22 protein-coding genes are annotated in these 25,932 nt (G+C 68.8%); 13 read left to right on the top strand and 9 right to left on the bottom strand.

Going from position 1 to position 25,932, the window contains the following annotated elements; translation table 11 throughout:
• Genes AB0F86_RS23180 through AB0F86_RS23170 form a run of 3 tightly spaced genes read right to left on the bottom strand, consistent with a single transcriptional unit; the run spans nucleotide 1 to nucleotide 2,404 of the window.
• Entirely contained in the window at nucleotides 1–1,302 is a 1,302-nt protein-coding gene (locus AB0F86_RS23180) for a HAMP domain-containing sensor histidine kinase (RefSeq protein ID WP_356985143.1), read from the bottom strand.
• A complete protein-coding gene (locus tag AB0F86_RS23175) occupies nucleotides 1,299–1,991 on the bottom strand; it encodes a response regulator transcription factor (protein WP_225281037.1) in 693 nt (230 codons plus the stop codon). Before AB0F86_RS23175 ends, AB0F86_RS23180 begins: the two co-directional genes overlap by 4 nt.
• A 35-nt stretch (nucleotides 1,992–2,026) precedes the next feature.
• Nucleotides 2,027–2,404, bottom strand: coding sequence for a hypothetical protein (locus AB0F86_RS23170; RefSeq protein WP_356985142.1), 378 nt, complete (start codon nucleotides 2,402–2,404; stop codon nucleotides 2,027–2,029).
• A 278-nt stretch (nucleotides 2,405–2,682) separates the two neighbouring features.
• Here AB0F86_RS23170 and AB0F86_RS23165 point away from each other — a divergent pair, with 278 nt between their 5' ends.
• Together AB0F86_RS23165 and AB0F86_RS23160 are read left to right on the top strand one after the other, a co-directional pair.
• Nucleotides 2,683–5,067, top strand: a complete 2,385-nt coding sequence (locus tag AB0F86_RS23165; protein WP_356985141.1) for a hypothetical protein — start codon at nucleotides 2,683–2,685, stop codon at nucleotides 5,065–5,067.
• 45 nt (nucleotides 5,068–5,112) lie between these two features.
• Complete coding sequence (locus AB0F86_RS23160) at nucleotides 5,113–6,915, top strand: GTPase (protein ID WP_181698359.1); 1,803 nt, start codon at nucleotides 5,113–5,115, stop codon at nucleotides 6,913–6,915.
• On the opposite strand, the gene AB0F86_RS23155 is transcribed toward AB0F86_RS23160, so the two are convergent.
• Complete coding sequence (locus AB0F86_RS23155; protein ID WP_181698360.1) at nucleotides 6,909–8,882, bottom strand: glycoside hydrolase family 15 protein; 1,974 nt, start codon at nucleotides 8,880–8,882, stop codon at nucleotides 6,909–6,911. The genes AB0F86_RS23160 and AB0F86_RS23155 overlap by 7 nt on opposite strands.
• A gap of 96 nt (nucleotides 8,883–8,978) precedes the next feature.
• Here AB0F86_RS23155 and AB0F86_RS23150 point away from each other — a divergent pair, with 96 nt between their 5' ends.
• Complete coding sequence (locus AB0F86_RS23150; RefSeq protein ID WP_067642389.1) at nucleotides 8,979–9,218, top strand: hypothetical protein; 240 nt, start codon at nucleotides 8,979–8,981, stop codon at nucleotides 9,216–9,218.
• Between the two features lie 113 nt (nucleotides 9,219–9,331).
• Here AB0F86_RS23150 and AB0F86_RS23145 read toward each other — a convergent pair whose 3' ends face one another.
• Entirely contained in the window at nucleotides 9,332–10,381 is a 1,050-nt protein-coding gene (locus tag AB0F86_RS23145; RefSeq protein WP_181698362.1) for a M48 family metallopeptidase, read from the bottom strand.
• A 73-nt stretch (nucleotides 10,382–10,454) separates the two neighbouring features.
• On the opposite strand from AB0F86_RS23145, the gene AB0F86_RS23140 reads away from it, so the two are divergent.
• The 7 genes from AB0F86_RS23140 (at nucleotide 10,455) to AB0F86_RS23110 (ending at nucleotide 17,458) form a co-directional block, all read left to right on the top strand.
• On the top strand, nucleotides 10,455–10,544 hold the full coding sequence (locus AB0F86_RS23140; protein WP_019045829.1) for an Ms4533A family Cys-rich leader peptide: 90 nt from the start codon (nucleotides 10,455–10,457) through the stop codon (nucleotides 10,542–10,544).
• Nucleotides 10,545–10,753: 209 nt separating this feature from the next.
• Nucleotides 10,754–11,803, top strand: coding sequence for a sulfate ABC transporter substrate-binding protein (locus tag AB0F86_RS23135; RefSeq protein WP_356985140.1), 1,050 nt, complete (start codon nucleotides 10,754–10,756; stop codon nucleotides 11,801–11,803).
• Nucleotides 11,804–11,928: 125 nt separating this feature from the next.
• A complete protein-coding gene (cysT, locus tag AB0F86_RS23130; protein WP_181698399.1) occupies nucleotides 11,929–12,738 on the top strand; it encodes a sulfate ABC transporter permease subunit CysT in 810 nt (269 codons plus the stop codon).
• On the top strand, nucleotides 12,735–13,541 hold the full coding sequence (gene cysW, locus AB0F86_RS23125) for a sulfate ABC transporter permease subunit CysW (RefSeq protein WP_356985139.1): 807 nt from the start codon (nucleotides 12,735–12,737) through the stop codon (nucleotides 13,539–13,541). Before cysT ends, cysW begins: the two co-directional genes overlap by 4 nt.
• Nucleotides 13,538–14,533 carry a sulfate ABC transporter ATP-binding protein gene (locus AB0F86_RS23120; protein ID WP_181698364.1) on the top strand — a complete coding sequence of 332 codons (996 nt, stop codon included), beginning with the start codon at nucleotides 13,538–13,540 and terminating at the stop codon, nucleotides 14,531–14,533. Before cysW ends, AB0F86_RS23120 begins: the two co-directional genes overlap by 4 nt.
• A 315-nt stretch (nucleotides 14,534–14,848) precedes the next feature.
• A complete protein-coding gene (locus AB0F86_RS23115) occupies nucleotides 14,849–15,853 on the top strand; it encodes a diiron oxygenase (protein WP_067486652.1) in 1,005 nt (334 codons plus the stop codon).
• Nucleotides 15,854–15,865: 12 nt separating this feature from the next.
• Entirely contained in the window at nucleotides 15,866–17,458 is a 1,593-nt protein-coding gene (locus AB0F86_RS23110) for an FAD-dependent oxidoreductase (RefSeq protein WP_356985138.1), read from the top strand.
• 71 nt (nucleotides 17,459–17,529) lie between these two features.
• Here AB0F86_RS23110 and AB0F86_RS23105 read toward each other — a convergent pair whose 3' ends face one another.
• Entirely contained in the window at nucleotides 17,530–18,291 is a 762-nt protein-coding gene (locus AB0F86_RS23105) for a glucose 1-dehydrogenase (RefSeq protein ID WP_181698366.1), read from the bottom strand.
• Between the two features lie 525 nt (nucleotides 18,292–18,816).
• Between AB0F86_RS23105 and AB0F86_RS23100 the strand changes: the two genes are divergently transcribed.
• Nucleotides 18,817–20,889 (top strand): Hsp70 family protein, encoded by a 2,073-nt coding sequence (locus tag AB0F86_RS23100; RefSeq protein ID WP_356985137.1) that lies wholly within the window; start codon nucleotides 18,817–18,819, stop codon nucleotides 20,887–20,889.
• A gap of 805 nt (nucleotides 20,890–21,694) precedes the next feature.
• Nucleotides 21,695–22,489, top strand: a complete 795-nt coding sequence (locus tag AB0F86_RS23095; RefSeq protein WP_181698368.1) for an HAD family hydrolase — start codon at nucleotides 21,695–21,697, stop codon at nucleotides 22,487–22,489.
• A 2-nt stretch (nucleotides 22,490–22,491) separates the two neighbouring features.
• On the opposite strand, the gene AB0F86_RS23090 is transcribed toward AB0F86_RS23095, so the two are convergent.
• On the bottom strand, nucleotides 22,492–22,914 hold the full coding sequence (locus tag AB0F86_RS23090; RefSeq protein WP_356985136.1) for a VOC family protein: 423 nt from the start codon (nucleotides 22,912–22,914) through the stop codon (nucleotides 22,492–22,494).
• 92 nt (nucleotides 22,915–23,006) lie between these two features.
• On the opposite strand from AB0F86_RS23090, the gene AB0F86_RS23085 reads away from it, so the two are divergent.
• On the top strand, nucleotides 23,007–23,969 hold the full coding sequence (locus tag AB0F86_RS23085) for a WYL domain-containing protein (RefSeq protein WP_356985135.1): 963 nt from the start codon (nucleotides 23,007–23,009) through the stop codon (nucleotides 23,967–23,969).
• Here AB0F86_RS23085 and AB0F86_RS23080 read toward each other — a convergent pair.
• Both AB0F86_RS23080 and AB0F86_RS23075 read right to left on the bottom strand, forming a co-directional pair.
• The gene (locus AB0F86_RS23080) at nucleotides 23,943–24,302 is read right to left on the bottom strand and encodes a hypothetical protein (RefSeq protein ID WP_181698371.1); all 360 of its coding nucleotides are present in this window, start codon (nucleotides 24,300–24,302) and stop codon (nucleotides 23,943–23,945) included. The genes AB0F86_RS23085 and AB0F86_RS23080 overlap by 27 nt on opposite strands.
• A 147-nt stretch (nucleotides 24,303–24,449) precedes the next feature.
• Nucleotides 24,450–25,853 carry an MFS transporter gene (locus tag AB0F86_RS23075; protein ID WP_356985134.1) on the bottom strand — a complete coding sequence of 468 codons (1,404 nt, stop codon included), beginning with the start codon at nucleotides 25,851–25,853 and terminating at the stop codon, nucleotides 24,450–24,452.
• Nucleotides 25,854–25,932 lie beyond the last annotated feature (79 nt).

Below are 25,932 nucleotides of genomic sequence, written 5' to 3'. Positions count from 1 at the left end.
TCAGCCGGGTTCGGTGGGCACACGCACGGTGAGGCGTGTGCCGCCGAGCGGGCCGCGGCTCAATTCGGCTGTACCGCCGTGTAATTCGGCCTGTTGACGAACCAGCGCCAGACCGAGTCCCGATCCGGGTGAACCGGGACGTTTGACGAAGCGGTCGAAAGCGTTGGCGCCCAGGTGCTCCGGGATGCCGGTGCCGTTGTCGTCGATGGTGATCGAGCCCGGCTCCGCCCGGACCTGCACCACGCTCGCCCGGCCGTGGTGTACCGCGTTGGCGACGGCGTTCGTCACGATCAGCATGATGCCGCCGGGCAGCCCTGTCATCGGGACCGGATCGCAGGCGGTGAGTGTGATCTCGGTGCCGGGGTGGGTGCGGCGCGCGTTCTGTACGGCGCGGTCGAGGGTTTCGCACAGTTCGAACGGTTCGAATGCGGCGCGGTCGGTGAGTTCGCCGACGGCCAGGCGCTCGAGATCGGTGAGGGTGTGCTCGATCTGGCGTTCGGCCTCCAGCACGTCGGCCAGGACAATGCCGCGCTGCTCGGCGGGCAGTTCGGTACCGGCGAGCACCTGCAGATCGGTGCGCATGGCGGTGAGCGGGGTGCGCAGTTCGTGCGCGCAGACGGCGGCGAAATCGCGGGCGCTCGCCAGGGCCTGATTGGTCTGTCCGTGCGCGGTTTCCAGGCGTTCGAGCATGCGGTTGATGGCGTCGGACAGTTCCTCGGCCTCCCTGACTCCGCGTCCCGGCAACGGCGGCAGGCGGTCGAGGGTATCGATCTCGTGTGTGGCCGAGGCGAGCCTGCGCAGCGGCCGGGCCGCGAAACCGGCGAGCACCCAACCCAATCCGGCCGCGACGAGCACTCCGCCCACGCCGATGCCGAGCCCGATCAGCTGGCTGCGGGTGATGGCGGCATCGATCAGATCGCGGTCGGGGTTCAGCCGCACGACCATGCCCGGCGCGCCCTGCACGAGCGCCAGCCCGACATCCGGCGGCGCGGGGCGAGTGAGCGGTCGACCGTCGGGTAGCGGACCGGCCGAGCCGTCCGGTGCGACCTCGTCCGGTGCGGGCGCAGTTGACGTTTCGAAGGGAGTCGCAGGCTCGGGCGGAACCGGTGGTGCGGAAGGGATTCGATGGGCGGGATGGGCGACGATCACCCGCATCGTCGACACGGTCTCGTCGAGCTGACGATCACCCGCCGCTTTCAACAGTGCCGCGTAGGTGAGCCCGAGTGTCACCGCGACGACCGCAGCGACCACCGCCGACACCACCGCCACCCGGGTACGCAACGACCAGGAGCGCGTTCTCACGGCTGCTCCCGCATGACGAACCCGACCCCGCGCACGGTGTGCACCACTCGCTCCACCCCGTCGGCCTCCAGTTTCCGGCGCAGATACGACACGAACACATCCACCACATTCGTGTCGGTGCTGAAGTCGTAGCCCCACACGGTGGACAGGATCTGTTCGCGACCCAGCACGATGCCCTCGTTGCGGGCCAGCATCGCCAGCAGTTCGAACTCGCGTTTGGTCAGGTCGACGGGGCGCCCGGCCGCGCGCACCCGGTGCCCGGCCAGATCGATCGCCACCTCACCGACTCGGATCGTCTCGCCATTGGACGCGCCGGTGACTGGTCTGCGCCGCAGCAACGCACGCAAGCGGGCCACGAGTTCGCCGAGGTCGAAGGGCTTGGTGAGATAGTCGTCGGCACCCTTTTCCAGGGCGGCGATCCGGTCGGTCACCGCACTGCGGGCGCTGAGCACGCAGATGGGAATGTCGTTGCCCAACGCCCGCAACGCCGTGACCACGCCCACGCCGTCGAGCTCGGGCATGTTCACATCGAGCACCATGGCGTCTGGGGTGGCCGAGCGCACCAGGGTGAGGGCAGCGGCGCCGTCGCTCGCGGTGAGCACCTCGAACCCCGACAGTTCCAGCCCGCGCCGCAGCGACGCGAGCACGCGGACCTCGTCGTCGACGACCAAGATCTGCTGTCCGGTCATCTGCTCACCCTAGTGCGATCGATCGTCACAGCAGGTCAGCGCGGGAGAGCCGGACGCGCGGGGCGCGCGCCGTCGGGCAGCTCGATGACGGTCCGCTCCCCGCCCGGCGCGATCCGCACACACTCGACGCCCTCGGGCAGCTCGCCGGGCGCGCCCGGGCCGATGTGGATCGTGTGGTCGTGGCCGGGATGTGCGGGGAAACGCTCGAGGTCGATGCGCGGTTCGTGCGGGGGTTCGGGCGGTACGGGCAGGTCGCCACCGGGAGCGGTGCAGACGATCCGGACGTGTTCGCCGTGGTCGGGTGCGCCGGGCTGGGCGAGCGCGGCGCCGCTGAGGGTGGCGGTGAGCAGCGCCACGCCGCCGACGGTCGCGGTGACGACGCCGATGCGGCGGCGCAGGGGGGAAGTGGTCATGATCGGTCTCCTGGCTGTGCGGTCGCCGACTCGTCTCGGTCGGCGAAACCGACGCTAGGCAGGCGATCTTCACGCTTCGTTGAGCGATCGTTAGAGTTCTCTTGGGATCTGCGCCCCCCTGGTTCCGACGGCTCGCCGAAAGGCGTTGCTCGCCATAAGGTGGGACCGGCCGTCCTGGTGGAAATGACAGTACGAATCCGGGCAATTAGTGTTGGATGATCTTCACTTCGCCTCGTTCGTGGGTGGGGAGAGTCAGCGATGCGAGTGGTGGAGCAAGAATGACGCGGGAACTGCCTTTCGACGACGATGACGCGCGCGCCGACGGCACCGACACGGCCTATCTGGTGGCCAACGGTGTGGCTCGGGTGGCGCGGGCCGGCGCGTACGTCACCGGTGGCGCGCTGGTCGCCGCCAACGGGACGAGCCCGGAACAGGGCAGCAGCAACGCCGACAGCCGCTACGCCGGCTGGTCGTCGCAGGTGCCGACCGATCCGGAACCCGACGCGCCGAGCCCGGTCCTCACGTTCCCCGACCTGCCCGCGGAACCGGCTCCGAACCCGTTGCCCTACAGCCCCTTCGGCACGCAGCGTCCCATGGACGGCGATGTCACGCTGACCTCGCAGCCACGCGAAAGCGGTTGGCGCCCCGAGATTCCGGGTTCCGACGGCGACCAGGGCATGCGGATTCCCGGCACCGACGACGACGATTCGTCGAACGGCATCGGCATCCCGTCCTACGGGCCGAAACCGGGCTACGGCGACAGCGGTTTCGGCATCCCGGGCACCGACAAGCCGAGTGCCGGCCAGCCCGGCACCGGCCAGCCGGGCGCCGGATTCCCTGAACTCGACGGCATTCCCGGCATCGGGATCCCGGGATACGACGGACTCCCGGGCGGTATTCCCGGTTACGACGGCATCCCCGGCGGCGGCATCGGCATCCCCGGCTACGACGGTCTGCCCGGTGCGGGGATCCCCGGCTACGACGGTGGCGCCCCCGGTTTCGGCGGCGGCATCCCCGGCTACGACCACGGCCTGCCCGGTTTCGGTGGGCTGCCCGGCTCCGACGGGGCACACCAGGTTGCGAACCCCGGCGGCGCCTTCGACGGGATCGGTGACCTGTTCGACGGCTTCGGTGCGATGGTGACCTCCGACTGGCAGGTCGACATGCACGCCGGGCTCGACGGTGTGTGGTTCACCTCCCAGATGAAGGTCGACGTGCAGGTCGGCAATGTCGGCGACGCACTCGACGACTACAGCCAGTGGCTCGGCGACGGAATTCGCATCCCCGGCGAGCCGGCACCGCTCGACGGTGCGGGGAGTGGGGTACCCGGTGCCTCGACCGGCCCGGCGCTGCCCGGTTCGGCACTGCCTGGCTCGGACGTACCCGGTGGATCGACGGGTCTGGCGCTGCCCGGCTCCGAGGCCCCTGCGGCGAGCCCTGGTCTCCCAGGATCCGCGGCCGGCGCCGACCTGCCCGCAGCGACTGTTCCCGGCTCGACCGGTGGGCCCCTCGCACCCGGACAGAGCGCACCCGGTCAGCCTGCGCCCGGCGCGCCCGGTCAGACCGATTCCGTCACACCTGGCCCCGGCGGATCGGCCGTGCCCGGCGCCACCGCGCCCGGTCACACCGGACCGGGTCAGACCGCACCGACTCAAGGCACGGTCGTGCCGGGTCAGTCCGCGCCGACCCCCGGCCATGCGGCCCCGGGCGGCGTAGCACCGGTGACCGGTGTGCCCGCGCCCACCGCCATGGCGCCCGTCGCCCCCGCACCGGTGGCCCCGGCGCCGATCGCTCCGGCCCCCGCCGCCATCGCACCCGCACCGATCGCCGCGGCGCCCGCTCCAGCACCCGTCGCCCCGGTCCCGGCTCCGGTTCCGGTCGTCGCCGCGCCGATCGCACCGAGCCCGGTCGTCAGCACGCCCCTGCAGACCACCATCCAGCCCGACGCGGCGACCACCCCCATCGCCAATGTGCTCGGCGGCCCGGCGGGCGCGTCCCCGCTCACCGCGCCCGCCGCGGCTGTGCCGGGCCTGCTCGCTCCGGCGCCGGTCACCAAACCCGTTGTGGTTCCCGAGCCTTCGACCAGCACACCGACGACCCTGCCGACGGTCACCCCGCCCTCGTCGCCGACCACCGTCGACCTCAGCACGCCCTCGACGGTGAAGCTGCCCGACGTGCCGACCGTGACCGTCCCCACCACGCGCCCCGACGTGACGGTGCCGACGGTCACCGTGCCGACCACCGGTGTCACCGTCCCGGTGACGCCCACCTACCCCGACGACGACCTCACCACCGGCCCCGGCACCGGCGCGACCACACCGAGCACCCCCAGCGTCGATACGCCCGCCGACCCCACCGACCCCACCGGCCCGACCGCATCGGTGCCGACGGCGACCGTACCCACGCAGCAGCCGACCGCGCCGACCAAGCAGCCGACCGTCGACGTCGACCCGCCCGCGGTGGTCACCCCGCCTGCCACGGTGGCGCCGACCGTCGCACCGGTGAAACCGCCGGTCATCGAGACCAAGCCCATCGCCGCCGAGTTCGATCAGCACGACGGCGGCTACTATGGCGCCTCGGCCGGTCTGTTCGAGCCGGGCGTCGGTGCCGCCGACTTGTCGTCGGCGTTTCCCACCGCGCACGCTGGGTACGACTTCGTCTAGTCCCAGAACGAGGACCGGGCCCATGCAACGAGAGTGAGGAACAGGTTGTCTGCCGCGACCGGACTGCAGACCGCGACGGTGAAGCACCCGGACGCGATGGCACCGGTGGTCTCGCTCGTCGACGAACTGCGGGACCTGGTCCGCTCCGGCGGGCGCGACGACCTCGATGCCCGCCTCGGCATGGTGCGGGCAAGGCTCACCGATCCCCGGGTGCGCATGGTCGTCGTCGGCGAACCGGGTGCCGGGATGAGCACCCTGGTCAACAGCATGGTCGGCACCCCGGTCAGCGCCACCGACGGCAAGCCGAGCGTGCCGGTGATCGTCGAATACGGCCGGACACCGACCGCGACGCTGGTGAAGTCGGACCCGCGCGGCCGGATGGAGCGCGTGCCGGTGGACCCGCTCGACCCCGGCCCGGCGCTGATCTCGCTCGGCGTCGTGCGCGCCGAATTCGCCGAACCGAGCCCCCTGCTCGCCGACGGTCTCGTGGTGATGGACGCACCGGGCTCGACCACCCACGACAAGGCGGCCTGGTCGATGATCGCCGCCGCCGACGTGGTCCTCTACGCCACCGATTCGGCCGCCGAACTCACCCCGGCCCAGCTGGACTATCTACGTCGCGTCGAACGGGTCTGCCCGTCGGTGGTGTGTGTGCTCACCAAGATCGATCGCAACCCGCACTGGTCGCTCACCCAGCGCCGCAACCGGGCCCTGCTCGACGAGGCGGGCCTGAACTTCGCCGTCGCCCCCGTGTCGGCGGTGCTGCACCGCCAAGCGGGCGAGACCCGTGACCAGCAGCGCGATATCGAATCCGGCGTGCCCCAGCTCATCGATCACCTGCGCGAATTCGTGGTCGCCCGCGCCGATTCGGTCGCGGTGACGGCGGCGGTGCGCGATATCGCGCTGGTCACCGATCAGCTCACCGTCACCCTGCGCGCCGAGGCCGACACCCTGCGCGACCCGCGCCGCCGCGCCGAGATCACGCAGCGCTTGGCCGCCGCCCGCACCGAAGCCGATCAGCTGCGGCAGCGCACCGCCACCTGGCAGGTCACCCTGGTCGACGGCAGCGCCGAACTCGGCGCCGATATCGAACACGACCTGCGTCATCGCCTGCGCAGCCTGGTCCGGGAGGCCGAGGCCGAGATCTCGCGGATCGACCCGGCTCGCAAGTGGGCCGATTTCGCCACCGAGCTCGACGCGCGGATCTGTGAGGCGGTCGAGGAGAACTTCGTGATGGCGCACTACCGTGCCGTCGAGCTGTCCGAGCAGGTGGCCGCGAAATTCCCGCCCGACAACCGCACCCCGCCGCTGCCGGAACTGCGGCTCACCAATCCGGGCGAGGTGCTCGAACCGGTGCAACCGCTGGAACCGTTGGAGAGCGCCAAAGCCGGTGTGGGACAGCAGTTCCTGTCCGCCCTGCGTGGCTCCTACGGCGGCATCCTGATGGTGGGTCTCGCCACCAGCCTGCTCGGTATGTCGCTGGTGAACTGGTACTCGGCGGGCGCGGGTGTACTGCTCGGTGTGAACGCGCTGTGGGACGACCGGCGAAACCGCAAGCAGCGCAGGCAGGCCGAGGCCAAGGTGGCCGTCGCCCGGCTCGCCGACGACGTGATCTTCCAGGTGGGCAAGGAGTCCCGCAACCGGCTGCGCACGCTGCAGCGGGTGCTGCGCGACCACTACACCGAGATCGCCGCCGAGGTGTCGCGCACCGCCGAGGAGGCATTGCGCGCCGCCGAGGAGACCGGGCTGCGCTACGGCGACCACCGCGAGCTGCGCCTCACCGAGATCGACGCGGGACTGCGCACGGTGGCCGCCCTGCGGGCACGCGCCGAGAAACTCGCCTACTGACTCGCCTGGTGATGCGCCGGGCTGTGCGCGGGCTGGAACTGTCCGGCCTGGCGTGAGTCCTCGGCCCGGATCACGTGGGTCACCGCGTTGATGAGCGCCAGGTGGGTGAACGCCTGTGGGTAGTTGCCCAGGTGCCTGCCCGTGCGCGGGTCGATCTCCTCGGCGTAGAGCCGGAGCGGACTGGCCAAGCCGAGCAGCCGTTCGCACAGGTGAGTGGCGCGTTCGAGCTCACCGATCTCCACCAGCGCCGACACCAGCCAGAACGAGCAGATCGTGAAGGTGCCCTCCTCGCCGGACAAGCCGTCGTCGGTGGTGTCGGTGTCATAGCGCAGGACCAGCCCGGACACGGTGAGCCGGTCGGCGATGGCAAGCACCGTTGCCCGCACGCGCGGGTCCTCGGCGGGCAGGAACCGGGTGAGCACGATCAGCAGCAGGGAGGCGTCGAGGGTGGTGCCGCCGTAGGTCTGCGTGAACACCCCGTCGGCATCGACGCCGTGGGCCAGGACGTCCTCGCGGATCTCCTCGGCGATCTCGAACCAGCGCGTCGCATGGGTGTGCTTGCCGTGCAGCTGCGCCAGCCGGGCGCCACGGTCGAGCGCCACCCAGCACATCACTTTCGACGCGGTGAAATGCTGCGGTTCGCCGCGCACCTCCCAGATGCCGCGATCGGGTTCACGCCAGTGGTTGATCGCCGCGTTCACCGTGCGTTCGAGCATGGGCCACAACGAGTCCGGCACCTGCTGGCGCGATTTCATGTGCAGGTACACCGCGTCGAGCATGGTGCCCCAGATGTCGTGCTGGTCCTGGTCGTAGGCGGCGTTGCCGATACGGACCGGCTGGGAGTAGTCGTAACCCGACAGCTCGGGCAACGTTTCCTCGGTGAGGTGGCGTTCGCCGCCGATACCGTAGAGCACCTGCAGCGGGACGGCGTCGCCGTTGTCGCCGGTGGTCACGTCGTTGAGGAAGTTGAAGAAGTCGTCGGCCTCGTGGTCGAGACCGAGGGTGTACAAGCCCCACAGCGCGAAACTCGAGTCACGCACCCAGGTGTAGCGGTAGTCCCAATTGCGTTCGCCACCAGGTGTTTCCGGCAGCGACGTGGTCGGCGCGGCGAGCAGGGCGCCGGTGGGGGCGTAGGTGAGGCCCTTGAGGGTCAGTGCGCTGCGCTGCAGATAGTTGCGCCACGGGTGGTCGGGGAAATCGCCGAGGGTGATCCAGCGGCGCCAGCATTCGGCCGTGGTCCACATCTTGTCGGCCGCCTCGTCGAAGGTGGCGGGCGCGGGCAGTTCCGACCAGGTGAGCGCGACGAATCTGTTGTCGCCCTCGCTGAGCCTGGTCCGCGCCCGCGCCTCGCGACCCTCCAACCCGAGCCGCAGATCGGTGGTGAGTGTCAGACTCGGGCAGGTGTCGTCGGCGGCGCACGACGCGGTGGCCTGCTCGTACACCTTGCCGGTGTACTCCCAGCGCGCACCGTCGCGGTGGTAGTCGAACGACGGCTCGCAGCTCATCTCCAGTTCCACCGTGCCGCTCACACACTTCACCGTCCGCAGCAGGATGTGCTCGGCGTCCCAGTCCATCGGGGTGCGGCGGAAGCTGCGCGAACGCGAGGTGGTGTTGTGCCAGGGGCCGAGGACCAGCGCGTCGCGCACGATCATCCAGCCGGTCTCGGTCTGCCAGGTCGTCTCCAGGATCATCCCGCCCGGCAGATAACGCCGCGCGGCGGGCACGTGCACGCCGTACGGACCGATCCGGAAATGGCCGGCGGCACGATCGAGAACCGCGCCGAACACGCTCGGCGAGTCCGGCCGCGGCACACACATCCACTCCACCGAGCCGCTGCTGGCGATCAGGCAGTTGGTCTCACAGTCGGACAGAAAGGCGTAGTCGTCGATCGGTGGGAAGGCGCCTCGTCGACCACTCGAGAGCACCGGCGTCAGAATCGGCAGGCTGTCTTCGTGAGAAGAGGGCATACCCCATGATCTGTGCGATGTCGGCCCGCGTCCACCGCACCGGATAAACCGCCCGGTCGTGAGGGGTGTTCACGACGACCGACTAGGGTGGTCGTCGTGCAACGGATCGCAGGATGGTGGGACGGCTTCGAACTGTGGGTGGCCGGGCTGCCGTTCATTCCCCAATTCCTCGTCGTGCTGGTCGGCATGGTCCCGATCAGCTTCGCCATCGCCTACGGCCTCGACCGCGCCCTGCGTGCGATCTTCCGTGCGCTCGGCCGCGACGACCGTCCCGAGCTCGCGCCTGTCCCGGCGCCCGCTCCGGCGCGCCCGACGGTCGGCAGCGGGGCCCGCTGATGCCACGTTCGCGCGTTCAGCTCGCCCTCGTCGCCCTGCTCGTCCTGGTCGTCATCGCCTGGTTCTTCACCAGGTGACCGGCGCGCGCGAATAGCGCACACCGGTCGTCCGGATCAGTTCTTTCGCCAGTCGTCGAAACGTTTGCCCAGGTCGGCGACGGTGCGGCCGACTTCCTGGCCGACGGTGTTCACCGCCGATCCCACATCGCGCCCCAGATCGCGCACGGTGCGCACCAGCATGTCCTCGGACTGGTCGAACGACTCGCGATAGTGGCGGGCCGCCTCCTTCACCTCGTCGCTGATGCGCGCGTTGCGATCCTGCTCGCGTCGGGGATAAGTGCCCGAGAGCACCCGGTCGTATTCGCCGGACTGGATCCAGCGGCGCAGTTCGGCCGCGCGCAGCACCGAGAACGGATGCGACTGCAACTCCAGGTTGAGCAGCTTGAGCACCCCGTCGCGCAGGTCACCCGAACGCAGGTAGTCGTCGGCCTGGTCGAGGAAGGCGCCGTGGTTCATCTCCTTCAGCCAGGCGCCGCCCGCCGTCTTCATGTGCACACGCACCGAGGCGTCCACGTCCTGACAGCACAGCAGCCCCGCGCGGTCGCCGGACAGTTCGGACTTGCGGCTCCACTCCATCAGCGCCGCGACGATCGCGCGCAGCGCCCAGCCACCCACCGGCATCCAGCCCACCGAGGCCGACAACCGCATCAAATGCATCAGCATCGTGCGGTACACGGCGTGCCCGGACAGCGCGTGCCCGAGTTCGTGCCCGATGACGAACCGCAGCTCCTCGGTGTCCATCAGCTCGAGCAGGCCGGTGGTGAGCACGATGAAGGGCTTGTCCATCCCGATGGTGAAGGCGTTCACCGACGGGTCCTGCAGCACGAACATCTCCGGGGTGACCTGCGCGTCGAGCACGCCCACGCAGTCGGCGCGCAACTGGTGCAGGGTGCGGAACTGGCGATCGTCGACCCGTACCGCGGTGGCCAGGTAGAGCAACCGGTGCTGACGTTCCCGCAGCAGACTCGACAGCGCGCGCAGCACGGTGTCGAACCCGCTCAGCGACCGCAGGGTCACCAGTGCGGTGCGGTCGGCCGGGTGCTCCCAGGTGCGCGTGCTGATCTCCGGAAAACTGGTCCGTACCCGGTCAGGAGCCATGGTCATGGCTGAAATCCCCCCTCGTTGTTGAACTCTCGTCGATTCGAACCATCATGCACAAATCTGCTACAGTTCGCCTGTGTCATCGAGTGTCGCTCCGCAGATCCGCCATGAACTGGCGTTGATCGCTGTCGGCAACCTCGCTGTCGCCGATATCCTCTGTCGTTGATCGGCCACCGGACACTCCTGCGCGTTTCCTCCCAGTAGACTGGCGCGCGCTTTCCTTTCGCAGGTGTCGTCCGTCACCCCGGGGGCCTGGAGCCCGAGTCGCGCCAACTGCCCGGCACTGTTCGCCCGGTAGGTCTACCGATCGACAAGCATCAACCCGCGCCAACGAAAACCGTTGTCCGGCCGGCTTTTTCCGAAAGGTTCACCCCGATGTCTCGCATCACCCGATTCGGCTCGCGCCGTCGCGTCGCCGCTGTCGCCCTCACCGCTGTGGCTGCCCTCACCCTGTCGGCCTGCGGCGGTGGCGCCAGCGACTCCACCGGCGGCGACTCGGCCGCCGACGGCAGCGCGGGCACCATCAACCTCTACGCCTACGCCGTGCCCAAGCCGGGCTTCGACAAGGTCGTGCCCGAGTTCAACAAGACCGAGGCGGGCAAGGGCGTCCAGGTCCAGGCCTCCTACGGCGCCTCGGGTGACCAGTCGCGCAAGGTCAAAGACGGCGCCGAGGCCGACATCGTGAACTTCTCGGTCGAGCCCGACATCACCCGCCTGGTCGACGCGGGTCTGGTCGAATCGAACTGGAACGCCGACGCGAGCAAGGGCATCCCGTTCGGCTCGGTGGTGACCCTGGTGGTGCGCAAGGGCAACCCCAAGGGCATCAAGGACTGGGACGACCTGGTGAAGCCGGGCGTCGAGGTGGTCACCCCCAACCCGTTCAGCTCCGGTTCGGCCAAGTGGAACCTGCTCGCGCCCTACGCGGCCAAGAGCGACGGCGGCAAGAACCCGCAGGCGGGCCTGGACTACCTGACGCAGCTGATCTCGCCCGAACACGTGAAGGTGCAGCCCAAGTCGGGCCGCGAAGCCACCGAGACCTTCCTGCAGGGCACCGGTGACGTGCTGCTGAGCTACGAGAACGAGGCCATCTTCTCCGAGCGCAACGGCGACCCGGTGGAGCACGTCAACCCGCCGGCCACCTTCAAGATCGAGAACCCGGTCGCGGTGCTCAAGAACGCCAAGAACCAGGCCAAGGCGCTGGCTTTCCGTGACTTCCTGTTCACCCCGGCCGGTCAGAAGGCCTGGGCCGAGGCAGGCTTCCGCCCGGTCGACCCGAAGGTCGCCGCCGAGTTCGCCGACGACTTCCCGCAGCCGACCAAGCTCTGGACCATCGACGACCTCGGCGGCTGGAAGACGGTCGACAAGGAGCTGTTCGCCCAGGGCACCGGCAAGGTCGCGGTCATCTACGACCAGGCCACCAAGTAGGCCGTGACCCAGCGCACACGCGATACTGGACAACTGTGACTGACAGCAGTGGGCACGCCGGGACCGGGGCAACCCCCGATCCTGGCGGTGCCACGAAACCCGAAATACGCCCGGCAGGCCGTCGCTTGCCGTGGCTGCGCGTGACCGGCTCGGTCGGCCCGGTCGGCATCGGTGTGGCTGTGCTGTGGCTCAGCGTCATCGTGCTGCTGCCGCTCGCGGCGCTCACGGTCAGCTCGTTCGAGGACGGCTGGGGCGGATTCTGGGACGCGGTCACCGCGCCCGCCGCGCTCGACTCGCTGAAGGTGACCATCGGCGTCTCGGTGATCGTCGCCGTCATCAACGTGCTGATGGGCACCCTCATCGCCTGGGTGCTCGTACGCGACGAATTCCCCGGCAAGGGGATCGTCAACGCGCTGATCGATCTGCCGTTCGCGCTGCCCACGATCGTCGCCTCGATCGTGCTGCTCTCGCTCTACGGCCCGAACAGCCCGATCGACATCCATCTCAACGCCTCCCAGCCGGGCCTCGTGGTCGCGCTCGCCTTCGTGACGCTGCCGTTCGTGGTGCGTTCGGTGCAGCCGGTGCTCATCGAGGTCGACAAGGAGGTCGAGCAGGCGGCGCTGTCGCTCGGCGCGAGCAACTGGATCACCTTCCGGCGGATCGTGCTGCCCACCCTCGCACCCGCGATCATCTCCGGTGGCGGCCTCGCCTTCGCCAGGGCGATCGGCGAGTACGGGTCGGTGGTGCTGATCGGTGGCAACATCCCGCGCGAGACCCAGATGACCTCGCAGTACATCCAGCAGCAGATCGAAGTCGACCGGCCGATCAACGCGGCCGCGGTGTCGGTGGCGCTGCTGGTGATCTCGTTCGTCAGCCTGCTCGTGCTGCGGCTGCTGGCCGAACGGTCCGCGCGCAAGGAAGAGGCGGCCCGATGAGACTGTCCGCGTTCACCCGGCTGTCGTTGCGTACCGTCGCGCTCGGCTACCTGGCCGTGCTGCTGGTGCTGCCGCTGGTCATCATCCTGTGGCGCACGTTCGAGCGGGGGATCGGGGCGTTCCTCGAGTCGATCACCACGCCCGCCGCGCAGTCGGCGTTCCAGCTGTCGATGGTCATCGTCGCCATCGTCGTTCCGCTGAACGTGGTGTTCGGTGTGGTCACCGCGCTGGCGCTGGTGCGCAGCAAGTTCCCCGGGCGCAGCCTGGTGCAGGGCATCGTCGACCTGCCGTTCGCGGTGTCGCCGGTGGTCGTCGGTGTTTCGCTGATCCTGCTCTGGGGTGCCGGTGGCTGGTTCGGCGGGCTGGAGACGCTCGGTTTCAAGGTCATCTTCAGCCTGCCCGGCATGGTCATCGCCACCATCTTCGTGACGCTGCCGTTCGTGGTGCGTGAGGTGGAGCCGGTGCTGCACGAGATCGGCGACGATCAAGAACAGGCGGCCGCCACGCTCGGCGCGTCGCGCTGGCAGACGTTCTGGCGCATCACACTGCCCGCCATCCGCTGGGGCCTGACCTACGGTGTCGTGCTCACCGTCGCCCGCGCGCTCGGTGAGTTCGGTGCGGTCATCATGGTCTCCACCGCGCTGCCCGGCGAATCCCAGACGCTGACCCTGCTGGTGCACGGCCGCTACATCAACGACCACAACACCTTCGGCGCCTACAGCGCGGCCACCCTCCTGATGGGCATGGCGCTGGTCGTACTCCTCCTGATGACTCTTCTCGAACGCAAGCGGGGCACCGAATGATCACCGTGACCAACGCGCGCAAGAACTACGGTTCCTTCGCCGCTCTCGACGACGTCAGCATCGACATCCCCTCCGGCGAGCTGACCGCCCTGCTCGGCCCGTCCGGTTCGGGCAAGTCCACCCTGCTGCGTTCGATCGCCGGCCTGGAGAATCTGGATTCGGGCGTCGTGGTGATCGCGGGCAACGACGTCACCCACGTGCCGCCGCAGAAGCGCGACATCGGCTTCGTGTTCCAGCACTACGCCGCGTTCAAGCACATGACCGTGCGCGACAACGTCGCCTTCGGGCTGACCATCCGCAAGCGGCCCAAGAAGGAGATCGACAAGCGCGTCGACGAGCTGCTCGGCATCGTCGGCCTCGACGGTTTCCAGCACCGGTATCCGGCGCAGCTCTCGGGTGGTCAGCGTCAGCGCATGGCACTGGCCCGCGCGCTGGCCGTCGACCCGCAGGTGCTGTTGCTCGACGAGCCGTTCGGCGCGCTCGATGCCAAGGTGCGCACCGATCTGCGTCAGTGGCTGCGCAGGCTGCACGACGAGGTCCACGTGACCACCGTGCTGGTCACCCACGACCAGGAGGAAGCCCTGGACGTGGCCGACCGGATCGCGGTGATGAACAAGGGCCGCATCGAGCAGGTCGGTTCGCCCGAGGAGGTCTACGACCGGCCGGCCAACGAGTTCGTGATGTCGTTCCTCGGCGCGGTCGCCCGGCTCAACGGTCACCTGGTCCGCCCGCACGACATCCGCATCGGGCGCGATCCGAGCATGGCGCTGGCCGAGCACGAGGGCACCGCCGAGTCGGCCGGGGTCACCCGGGCCACCGTGGAACGCATCGTCCGGCTGGGTTTCGAGGTTCGTCTCGAATTGCGCAATGCCGCGACCGGCGATCAGTTCGCCGCGCAGGTGACGCGCGGTGACGCGGCCGCCCTCCGGCTCAACGAGGGCGAGACCGTCTACGCCCGCGCCACCCGGATTCCGGACCTGCCGCACTCCTGAATCACCGAGGCGAAGGCCCCGCGACAGTTGTCGCGGGGCCTTTGTTCTTGCGTGGATCGCCGCAGGTAGTCGGTACCGCCGGTCCCGCGACACGCCCCTCCGCGAAGAATTTTCCCGATCTCACCGTGTGGGCTCACGGACTGTGCATGACACGGTGTCACAGGTAGGGGCGTTTTTACTGGTGAGTAGCTTGTCCAGCCGCCGCGTCGACGCGCGCGCCGGCCGGATTCCAGGGGTTCGCGGAGTTGACGTGACCACTCGTAGGTGTAACTATTGGAAACAGTAAACGTCCCTTGAGGAGAGGCAGTGACGACGATGTCTGCGCCCACCAACCCTGACGTCGATCCTGTAGTCGCGGAGGCTCAGGCGTACGCCGAGAAGTTGCTGATGCTGTCCGAGGCTTCGGTGAATCGCCACTTCGACCCGTTCGAGGACATCGACTGGGACAACCCCGAATTCGATCCGGACTACAAGCCGGAGCGCTGGGTGCTTGTCACCTCCGCCGACCCGATCGGTCGCCACCCCTGGTACCAGGCTCTGCCGCTGGACGAGAAGATCGCCATCGGCAAGGTTCGCCAGGCCAATGTCGCCAAGGTCGGCCTGCAGTTCGAGGCCATCCTGATCATCGGCATGATGCAGCACATCTTCAATCTGAAGAACAACGATCCGGAATTCCGGTACTGCTCGCACGAGATGATCGAAGAGCACAACCACACCCTGATGTTCCAGGAGATGGTGAACCGCGTCGCCGACGTGCCGGGCATGAACCCGCTCGTGCGTCAGCTGCGCCACCTGGCCGCCCCGGCCGGTGCGCTGTTCCCGAACTTCTTCTTCATGGCCGTGCTCGCCGGCGAAGAGCCGATCGACCACATCCAGAAGGACATCCTGCGCTCGGGTGACGACATCCACCCGATCATGCGCGGCGTGATGGCGATCCACGTGGCCGAGGAAGCTCGCCACATCTCCTTCGCCCACGAGTTCCTGAAGAAGAACGTGCCCGCGCAGCCCGCGGTCAACAAGTTCGTGCTGTCGATCGCCATGCCGATCGTCATGTTCGTGCTGGGCCGTGCCATCGCGACCCCGCCGAAGACCTTCTTCAAGCAGTTCGAGATGCCCAAGGCGGTCCGCAAGGAACTGTTCTACGGCTCCAAGGAGGCCAAGCAGGTCTTCGCGGACTACTTCATCGACGTGCGCGCCCTGGCCGAGGAGATCGGTCTGATGAACCCGGTCGCCAAGAAGGTCTGGAAGCTGCTCGGCATCGATGGTCCGTCGAGCCGCTACCGTTCCGAGCCCAAGCGCTCCGCGAAGCACGCCGCCTGAGACGATAAATAGATGCCCTACGTTGTAACCCAGTCGTGCTGTAGCGACGCCTCGTGCGTCTACGCATGCCCGGTGAACTGCATTCATCCGACTCCGGATGAGCCGGACTTCCGTACGGCGGAGATGCTCTACGTCGACCCGGCCGCGTGTGTGGACTGCGGCGCCTGTGCCACCGCGTGCCCGGTCGACGCGATCACCTCCTCGAAGAAACTCACCGAAGAGCAGAAGCCCTTCATCGAGATCAACGCCGACTTCTACCGGGTACAGCGCTCGCGTCCCACGCTGGCCGCCCCGGTGATGCCGCCCGCCATCGACACCGAGCGCTCGCCGCTGCGGGTGGCCATCGTCGGGTCGGGACCGTCGGCGATGTACGCCGCCGACGAGCTGCTGACCCAGCCCCGGGTGGCGGTGACCATGTTCGACCGGTTGCCGCAGGCCTACGGCTTGGCCCGCCTCGGCGTCGCGCCCGACCACAAGCGCACCCGCAAGGTGGCCGACCTGTTCGACGTGATGTCGAAGCAGGACGATTTCGGCACCTACCTCGATGTCGAGATCGGCACGCACATCAGCCACGCCGAACTGCTCGAGCACTTCCACGCGGTGATCTACGCGGTCGGCGCGTCGGCGGATCGCAAGCTGAACATCCCCGGTGAGGGGCTGCCCGGCAACGTGTCGGCCACCGACTTCGTCGCCTGGTACAACGGTCACCCCGACCATGCCGAGGATCAGTTCGATCTGAACCAGAAGCGCGTCGTGATCGTGGGCAACGGCAACGTCGCCCTCGACGTGGCCCGCATCCTGACCGTCGACCCGGCCACCCTCGCCGATACCGACATCGCGCCCTACGCCTTGAAGGCGTTGCGCGAGAGCAAGATCGAAGAGGTGGTCGTGCTCGGCCGCCGTGGTCCGGCCGAGTCGGCGTTCACGGTGCCCGAGTTCGTGGGCCTGCTGGCCGCCGACATCGACATCGCGATCGAGGGCGAGCTGCCCCCGGTGACCCCGGATCTGCCCTACAAGGTGGAGCAGAAACTGCGTCTGCTGCACAGCGTGGCGCAGCGCCCGTTCGGTGACCGCAAGCGCATCGTGTTCCGGTACCTGTCCTCGCCCGTGGAGATCCTCGGCGCCGAGACGGTGACCGGCGTGCGGGTCGAGCGCAACGAGCTGGTCACCGATGCCGAAGGTCGCACCAGCGCGGTGCCGACCGGCGACACCGAACTCCTGGAAGCCGGCGTCGTGCTCACCTCGGTGGGTTATCGAGGCGTGCCGACCAAGGACCTGCCGTTCGACGACGCGCGCGGCGTGATCCCGAACGAGGCGGGCCGGGTGCTCGACGCTCCCGGTGGCGATGTCTTGCCGGGGACGTATGTGACCGGCTGGATCAAGCGTGGTCCCACCGGGTTCATCGGCACCAACAAGTCCTGTGCACAGGAAACCGTGCAGCAGCTCGCCGACGACTTCAACCGGGGCGCGCTGCGTGACCCGGCACGTGATGCGGGCGAGTTCGACAAGCTGGTGCGTTCGCGTCGTCCGCAGGCGGTGGCCGGTGGGGCCGCCGCACCGCGCGCGGCGAGTGGCGGCATCAAGCGCCTGCTCGCTCGCGGCTGAGCGAACAGCCGAAGGCCCGCTACACCGACTGCGCGGTGTAGCGGGCCTTCGTCGTTCTCACCGAGTGGTGCTCACTGCGCGGTGAAGCCACCGTCGACGGTCACCGCGGCGCCCGTGACGAACGATGCCTCGGCGCTGAGCAGGAACGCGCACAGCGCCGCGATCTCGGCGGGCTGCGCGATCCGCCCGATCGGGTGCAGCGCCGCGATCGCCGCCTCTCCCTCGGGAGTGGCGCCCATCGACGCGCGGAACGCCGGGGTGTCGACCGCGCCGGAGACCAGCGCGTTCACCCGCACACCGGCAGCCGCGGTTTCCAGCGCCACCGACTTGGTCAGCCCGACCACGCCGTGCTTGGCCGCCACATAGGGCGCCACCGAGGCCATCCCCACCACGCCGAGGTTGGAGGCGTTGTTCAGGATGGCGCCTCCGCCGGAGGCGATGATCGCGGGGACCTGATGCCGCAGCCCGTAGAACACGCCGGTGAGGTTCAGCTCCAGGTCGGCGCGCCAGGCGTCGTCGCCGATCTCGGCGACCGGCCCGAAGGCGTTCACCGCGCCCGCGTTGTTGAAGGCGGCGTCGAGCCTGCCGTACTCGGTGAGCGCGGCCTGGGTGAGCCGCTCGACATCGGCGTCGACGGTGACGTCGGTCGGCACGAACAGTGCGCGCCCGCCCTCGGCCCGGATCTGCTCGGCGACCTGCTCGCCCTGGTCCTTGCCGCGGGCGCCGAGTACGACGGCCGCACCCTCGGCCGCGACCCGCAGCGCCACCGCCTTGCCGACGCCGGAGCTGGCGCCGGTGACGAGGACGACCTGGTCGGCGAAACGAGTGGACATGCGTAGTACCTTCTCTCCCTTGATGTTTCGGAGTCCGTGTGGATCGGCCTCCCGGACTTCGAGTCAACCGTCGGACAGCGGTGCGTGCTGGCGGGTTTCGGCCGTTGCGTTGACATGTCACGCTTTCCGGGGGTTATACAAATCGAGCCTTTGGTTTTTCCGGCACGTGTATGCGAACTCGCAGTAAATGAATTGATTACCGGTCGGTAATTACTGTCGTAGCCGTGATAACAAACCGAAAGAATGTATTTTCGATCGACTCCGGGCGATTACTCTCGGGTAGCTGCTTCTCGGAGTCTGTAAGCGCTCGCGCGGACGTTCAGGGGACTGGACGGTCGACCTCATGGTGTCCTACCTGCGAATATGCGCCCTCTTGCATCCGAGTTGGAGTGTCGGGTATCAATCTCACAGCAATTCGGCCATGTTGCCGTTAATCTAGGCGAGCTGTTTGGAAGACGACCGCGGCCACATGAGTGCGCTCGCGTGCTGGACGTGGTCACGGTGCGTTGACGGGATAGCAAAACAATGACCAGAGGTCTGGGTTTGAGCATCGGCACGGTCAATGCGATTTCGGCGGTTGTCGCCGAGGATCCGGCCAAGCCGACGGTACGCACACGCCGTACCGCCCTCACATTCGACGAAGCGGGCCGCCCCCGCATCGGCGCGATCAACGAATTCGCCTCGGCGATCACGGATTTCGCGGACCTGAGCCGCGAACCGGAGCCGATGGTGATCGCGGGACGTTTCTACTCCGCCACCAACCTGATCGCCGCCGTCGCCACGGGGCTCATCGAACTGGCCGAGCCGGCCGCCGGGGTGGTGCTCACCTACCCGGCCACCTACACCGAGAAGCAGGTCGCCCTGCTCGGTCAGGCATTACACCTGGCGGGTGCCGGTCAGGTGCTACTCGTGCCCGAACCGGTGGCCGCCGCCGAATGGCTCGAGGTCGAACACGGCCCGCTCGCACCGGGTTTCGTACTCGTCTACGACCTGGGCGCCAACAGCCTCGACCTGACCGTGCTGCGCGTCGGTCCCGACTGGCCGCACCACCCGATGGTCGGCACACCCGCGCGGTCGACCGACTTCGGCGGAAAGCCACTGGGCGAGATGGTCGCCCGGTATGCCGTCGAGTCACGCAACGGCCGCGCCACGGCGACACTCACCTCGATGGTGAACACCGACAGCCTGCGTGCCGAACACATTCGCGACACCTTCCCGCTGGTCAGCAAAACCGTTGCCGCCGCGGGCCTGCGGCTGGCCGACATCTCGCGCATCCTGCTCGTGGGCGGGGCCACGCGGCCGCCGGAGGTGGCGCGCACCCTCGCCGAGCTCGGCGTCCCGCTGGTGACCGTGGCCGATCCGGGTCAGGTCGTCGCGGCAGGCGCGGCCGCCCTGGCCGCCCGCACCTTCGCACCGGCCCAGCAGAGCGGCAACTCGGCGCCGCACGTGGCCGTCTTCTCCAGCGCCGCCGTGGTTTCCGCGCTCGCGATGTCGGCGATGACGGTGTTCGGCAGCCCGTTCGATCCGGGCCTGACACCCGTCCTCGAACGGTTCCCCGCCCTCGGCGCTCCCGCCGACGCCCTGCTCTACGACATGAGCGCCGACCTGCTCGCCGCCCAGACCACGGGATTGGTCAACACGATCGACCCGGTCACCGGCAAGGTGCGCGTCGTCAGCGCGGCCGCGCGCACCGCGTACGAGATGATCGTCGGTGCGGCGTCGGGTGCACCCGAGCGTGGGGCATCGCAGGCGGATTCCGATGGTGGCGAACGGTTCCGGCCCGGCGGTGGCGACTGCCGTTCCCCGGTCCCGGCCCGCACGTCCTACGGGGACCCCGCCCACTTCGTCAACCCGCTGCCGTTCGACAAGCCTTCCGCCGAGCTGCCGAAGGACCCCGGCCCCATCACCAACCCTGGTCCGGGCCCCATCGCCGACCCCGATCCGATCGCCGGTGTCCCCTCGGCGGGATCGCCGAATTCCGGAATTCCCTCCGCCGGAGGCCCGAGCGTTCCCGGTGACACCTCCCTCCCGGCGCCCGGCACCGGTGTTCCCGACATCTCACCGCCCGCCACGGGTGGCATCGATATCGGCGTGTCCGATGAAATCGGCAGCGGTGCGGGGACTTCCGACAACCCGTACAACCCCGGTGGTACCGGTGGTATCCCATCCGGCGGCACGTCCGGCGGTTATCCGGGTGGTACCGGCGGCACAGATTCGGGTGCGTCGACCGGCGGCACGTCGGGCGGGGTCTCCGGCGGGACATCCGGTGGCGCGTCGGGTGGAACTACCGGCGGAACATCAGGCGGGACTTCCGGCGGTTCGGACGCCGGCGGCTCCACGGGCGGCGTCTCGGGTGGTGACTCCAGCGGCGCCGGCTCCGAAGGCACGTCCGGCGACAGCAGCTCCGGCGGGTCCACCTCGGGCGGAACGTCCGGTGGCTCCCCATCCGGTGGCTCGACCTCGGGTGGTACCTCAGGCGGGTCGACCTCGGGTGGTACCTCGGGCGGCTCGACTTCGGGTGGCACCTCCGGCGGCAGCGACTCCGGTGGCTCGTCCGGCGGCGACGGCGGTGGAGACGGCGGTGGTTCGCGCCGCTGAGGTCGAAGACAGTACGTCGGGCGGCGGCAGACAACACGTCGAACGGCGGCAAATGCTCAGCGGCGATACGCATTTCGTCGGTCGGGGGCAAGCCTTTCGTCGGGCGGTGGCAGACGCTCAGCGGCGGTGGTCCTTTCGTTGGGCGGCGGCAGATGCCGAGCGGCGGAGCGCATTTTGTCGGGTGGCGGCAGATGCCGAGCGGCGGCGGAGCTTTTCGTCGGGTGGCGGCAGATGCCGAGCGGCGGAGCGCATTTTATTGGGTGGCGGCAGACGCGGAGCGGTGGCGCGGTTTTTCGTCGGGCGCCGGCAGATGCTGAGCGGCGGTGGTCTTTTCGTCGGGCGGCGGTAGTTGCCGAGCGGCGGAGCGCATTTTGTCGGGCGGCGGCGGACGCCAAGGGGCGGCAGGCATTTCGTCGAGCGGTGGCAGACCTCGAGCGGCGGCAGGCATTACGTCGGGCGGCGGCAGGCATCGAGCGGCGGCGGAGCATCCTCGGTCTGGGTGACCACCGATTGAAAGTCCTTGGGCTGCAAAGTGGTGCGCTCGGAGGCCATTCGCATCCTCCCCGCACACCGACACCTGCGGCCCTATCGGAAATCTGCTGGACCGAGCATCCAGGTGATCCGACACTGCACGGATCCGCGTCCGGGTTCCGCTAGGTGCTGCCGGATCTCCCGTTGGTCGCGCACCCCGGACCGCTGAGAGGCCATGGGGTAGAGAAGATTCGGCTGCGCGGGCTGGGGCAAGGGGGCGTCAAGGGCTGTGAATTCCAGGGCGGATCGGGGTGGCGGCGGGCAGAATGGGTGGATGGCTGCACTCGGGGGAGCGCCGAAACTGATCGCGCTCGATATCGACGGGACTTTGTTGGAGTCCGGTTGCCCCATCAGCGGGCGGGTGGTCGCGGCAGTGCGGGCGGCAGTGGCCGCGGGATCGCATGTGGTGGTGACGACCGGGCGGACCGTGCTCACCACCCGGCCGGTGTTGCGCGAACTCGGTCTCATCGAAGGACACGCGCTGTGTTCGAACGGTGCGGTGCAGATCGACGTGGCACGTGGTGAACCCGTCGCGGTGGAACTGTTCGACCCGGCACCCGCCGTCGGCGCGTTGCGAGCGCTGTTCCCCGAGATGATCTTCGCCGCCGAGCGGGTCGGCGTCGGCATCTGGGCAACGGGTCACAGCCCGGGGGAGTACTCGATCGGCGATTTCCAGCTCGTCGACCACCACGTGCTCAGCAGCGAACCCACACCCCGTCTCAACGGATGGTGGCCCGGTGGCGACGTCGCGGAGATGGTGCGTCAGCTCGACAGTCTCGTGGTGCCCGAAACATCGTGGGTCCACGGTGAATTCGGGCCGTGGCTCACTGTCTCACGCCGTGGCGTGTCGAAAGGCTGGGCGCTGGAACGCCTCCGGTGCGCTCTCGGCGTCGACGCATCGGCGACTCTCGCCATCGGCGACGGCTTCAACGATCGCGAAATGCTGCGCTGGGCGGCGCATTCGGTGGCCATGACGGGCTCACCCGACGACGTGCTCGCCATGGCCGACGAGGTCACCGGCCACGTCACCGAGGACGGTGTCGCCACCGTCCTCGAGCGCTGGTTCTGAGCTCAGGAGTTCAGCGCCGCCTCCCGTGCGGCCGTCATCGCCACGAAGTGCGGGTTGTACATGATGCCGAGGACATTGCCGAAGGGATCGAGGACCGACGCCGTGACGAAACCCGCTCCGTCGCCGTGTTCGGTGACGGGTTCGTACTCGGTGGCGCCGAGTTCGAGCAGCCGAGTGCGGGTGGCGGCGAGATCGTCGACGTGCCAGTACACGATTCCGCCGCCACCGGGCGCATTACGGGCACCGGCCGGGGCGTAGGCCCGGTTGATGATGCCGAGCTCGTCCTGCCCCGGGCCGAGCCGGAACTCGTAGTAGCCGCCCGGCACCTCGTAATACGGCGCCAGGCCGAGGAACTCGGTGTACCAGTCCTTGGCGGCGGTGAGGTCGTCGGCGTAGTAGGTGGTGGTGGCCATTCCGCGCAACATGTCTGCTCCTGGGTCGGTGTGCTGGTGTTTCCCTGAACTCTGCCAGCCAAAGTGCTCACCGAATGAGCACTTTCTTCGGCAGAATCGTGAGTATGCGAGCGGACCGATTGGTAGCGACCCTGTTGTTCATGCAGGCGCGAGGCCGGGTGACGGCGGCCGAGGTCGCCACCGAACTCGAGGTGTCGGTGGCGACGGCTCGCCGCGACCTGGAGGCTCTCTCGGCGGCGGGCATTCCGGTGTATCCGCAAGCCGGACGCGGGGGTGGGTGGTCGCTGATCGGTGGCGCGCGCACCGACCTGTCCGGACTCACGGCCGGGGAGACCAGGGCGCTGTTCCTGCTCGCGGGCCCGGCGGCCGCTGCGGCTCCCGAGGTGAAATCCGCCTTGCGCAAACTGGTCCGGGCCTTGCCGCAGACCTTCCGTGCCGACGCCGCGGCGGCCGCCGACGCGGTGGTCGTCGACCCGGCGCGCTGGGGAAGGCCCGACCCGCAACCACCCGCCGTGCTCGACACGTTGCAGCGTGCCGTGGTCGATCGACGACGTGTCCGCATCGAATACACGCGGGCGGGGCAGCGCTCGATGCGCACCGTCGATCCGTGGGGCCTGGTCGAGAAGGAGACGATCTGGTACCTCCTCGCGGGCACCGAGCGAGGGCAGCGCACCTTCCGTCTCGACCGCATCGGCGCGGTGACCCTTCTCGACGAACCCGCAGAGCGACCAGCCGACTTCGACCTGCACACCGAGTGGTCCCAGGTGGTCAACCGAATGGAGCAACGCCGCTCGGCCGTCGCCGCCCGCGTTGCGGTGTCGGAGCGACTGGCTCCCATTCTCGCCGATCAGCAGGGCCGCAACTGCGCCCTGGTCGGCAGCACCGACGACGGCCGGGTGCTGGCCGAGATCACCGCCGACACCCCCAAGATGGTCGCCCGCCAGCTCGCGGGCTGGGCGGGCGATGTGGAGGTGCTCGGCCCCACCGAGGTGAAAGCCGAACTGGCGGCTATCGGTGCGGAACTGGTGCGCGCCAACAGTTCACAACCTGGTGAACCCGGTCAATAGCGGTCGCACGGTCACTGCTCCGACCGGGCCCGACCGCAATCCCTCGAGCACCGCGTCCGACATCTCCCCGAAGGTCTCGAACGACTCGATGGTGCAGTGCGCCATCACATCCTGGATGTACGGGTCCGACATCTGCCAGTGCGCAAGAACCGCTTCGGAGTCCGGATAGAGCTGGAAGCTGTGCGCCAGCCCGGCCTCGGCATCGAGAAAGACCTGCACCATCAGCTGCGGTCCGTGCTCTCGGACGAAGGACACCGCCCGCCGAACCGCCTCGCTGAATTCCTCGGTGTGCCCTTCGGTGATCCGCATGGTGTTGTGAAACAGGATGCTCATGAGGTCATCGTGAAACCTCGAGCGCGGTTGATGTCAAGGTGGTCATCCGCTGCTTCGGCGAACGGCTTTCTGGTCTGCCACCAGCTCGCTGTCCGCCGCCGTTGCTGCCGTCTCTTGTGCGGTGGTGGTCCGGTGCAAGATCGGCTCCTAGTTCTGTGCGTTCGACGGCACGAGGAGGAGTAGCGCGACGGCCAGGCCGATCGCCGCGCCGATGGCGAAGACCGTATGAAAGGCGCGCACCGCGTCATCGGGGACGGCGGTGAAGACCGCGGCGAGTACGGCGACACCGACCGCGCCACCCACCTGACGAGCGGTCACGTTCATGCCGATGCCTGCCGCGAACTGTTGTGGTGGAACCGAACTCGCCGCAGCGGTACCGAGCACGGTGACAACGATGCCGATGCCGCCGCCGCCGAGCAGCCCGGCGGGCACCCACGCCGACCACAGTGCGGTGTCCGGGCCGAAGGCGTCGGTGCTCATCCAGGCGAGCGCGGCCGTGTACATCAGCGCACCGAGCACTGCGGCCCACCGCTGCGCCGTTGCCGTGGTTATCCGGCCGACGAGCACCGAGGTGACCATGGAGGCGCTCGCGCCGACGGTGAGCGCAGCCGCAGATTCGAGGACCGAGTACCCCCACATCGCGTCGAGGAACAAGGGTCCCGCGAGTAGCCAAGCGAACATCGTCGCGCCGAACAGCAGCGATCCGGCGTTGGCGAGAGCGAATCGGCGATTCCGCCAGAGGCTGACGGCCACCGCGGGCGCGGGGTGGCGCAGCGAGCGAACCAGCGCGAATCCCACGAGTGCGGCGCCGCCGATCAGCGCGACGAGAGTGCCCGGTGCGGTCCAGCCCCAGGTTTGCCCCTCGGTGATCGCGGCGACGACCGCGCCGAGGCCGAGTGCGATCGCGACAATGCCGAGCGGGTCGGGCAGGGCCGTGTCGGCGCGCGGCTCGTCGATGGGCAGGCGCAGGGCAGGCACGATCAATGCCACCGCGACCGGCACGTTGACCAGGAAGACCGCGCGCCAGCCGAGGGTCTCCACCAGCGCGCCGCCGATCGCCGGACCGATCACCGCGGCGAACCCGCCTGCGGCCGTCCAGGCGGCGATGGCGGCGCCGACCTTCTCCCTCGGGGTGGCGACCAGGACGAGCGCGAGCGCCGAGGGAACCATGAATGCCGCTGTCAAGCCCTGCAGCAGGCGTCCGGCGATGAGCCAGCCCGCACCCGGCGCGAGCCCGCACAGCACGGAGGTGACGGCGAAACCCGCCAGTGACAACGCGAACATCCGCCGCCGTCCGAGGTGGTCGGCGAGTCGCCCCGCAGGGGTCAGCAGGGCGGCGAAGGCGATCGCATAGCCGCTGACAATCCAGGTCAGCGTGCCGGCCGGGGTGTCGGGGTAACTGGATGCGATGGTCGGGAAGGCGATGTTCACCACGGACAGATCTATGAAGGCGATGAACGCCGCGCCTACGGCAACGGCCAGGGTGCGCGTCGCGGCGCGGGTATCGGAGGTGGTCCGCGGATGCTCGGGCCGAGTGGAGACGTCGGTCATGAGAGGGCCCCTTCGGGGAGAGAAATAAGAACGTACGATCGTTCGTAAATAAAGTACGACCGATCGTTCGTGCGAGCAA

It is taken from the genome of Nocardia sp. NPDC023733, from assembly GCF_040639775.1.
Taxonomy (GTDB): Bacteria; Actinomycetota; Actinomycetes; order Mycobacteriales; family Mycobacteriaceae; genus Nocardia; species Nocardia rosealba.
Note: the sequence above shows the minus strand (reverse complement) of the source record. Positions and strands in the feature narration are given on the sequence as shown.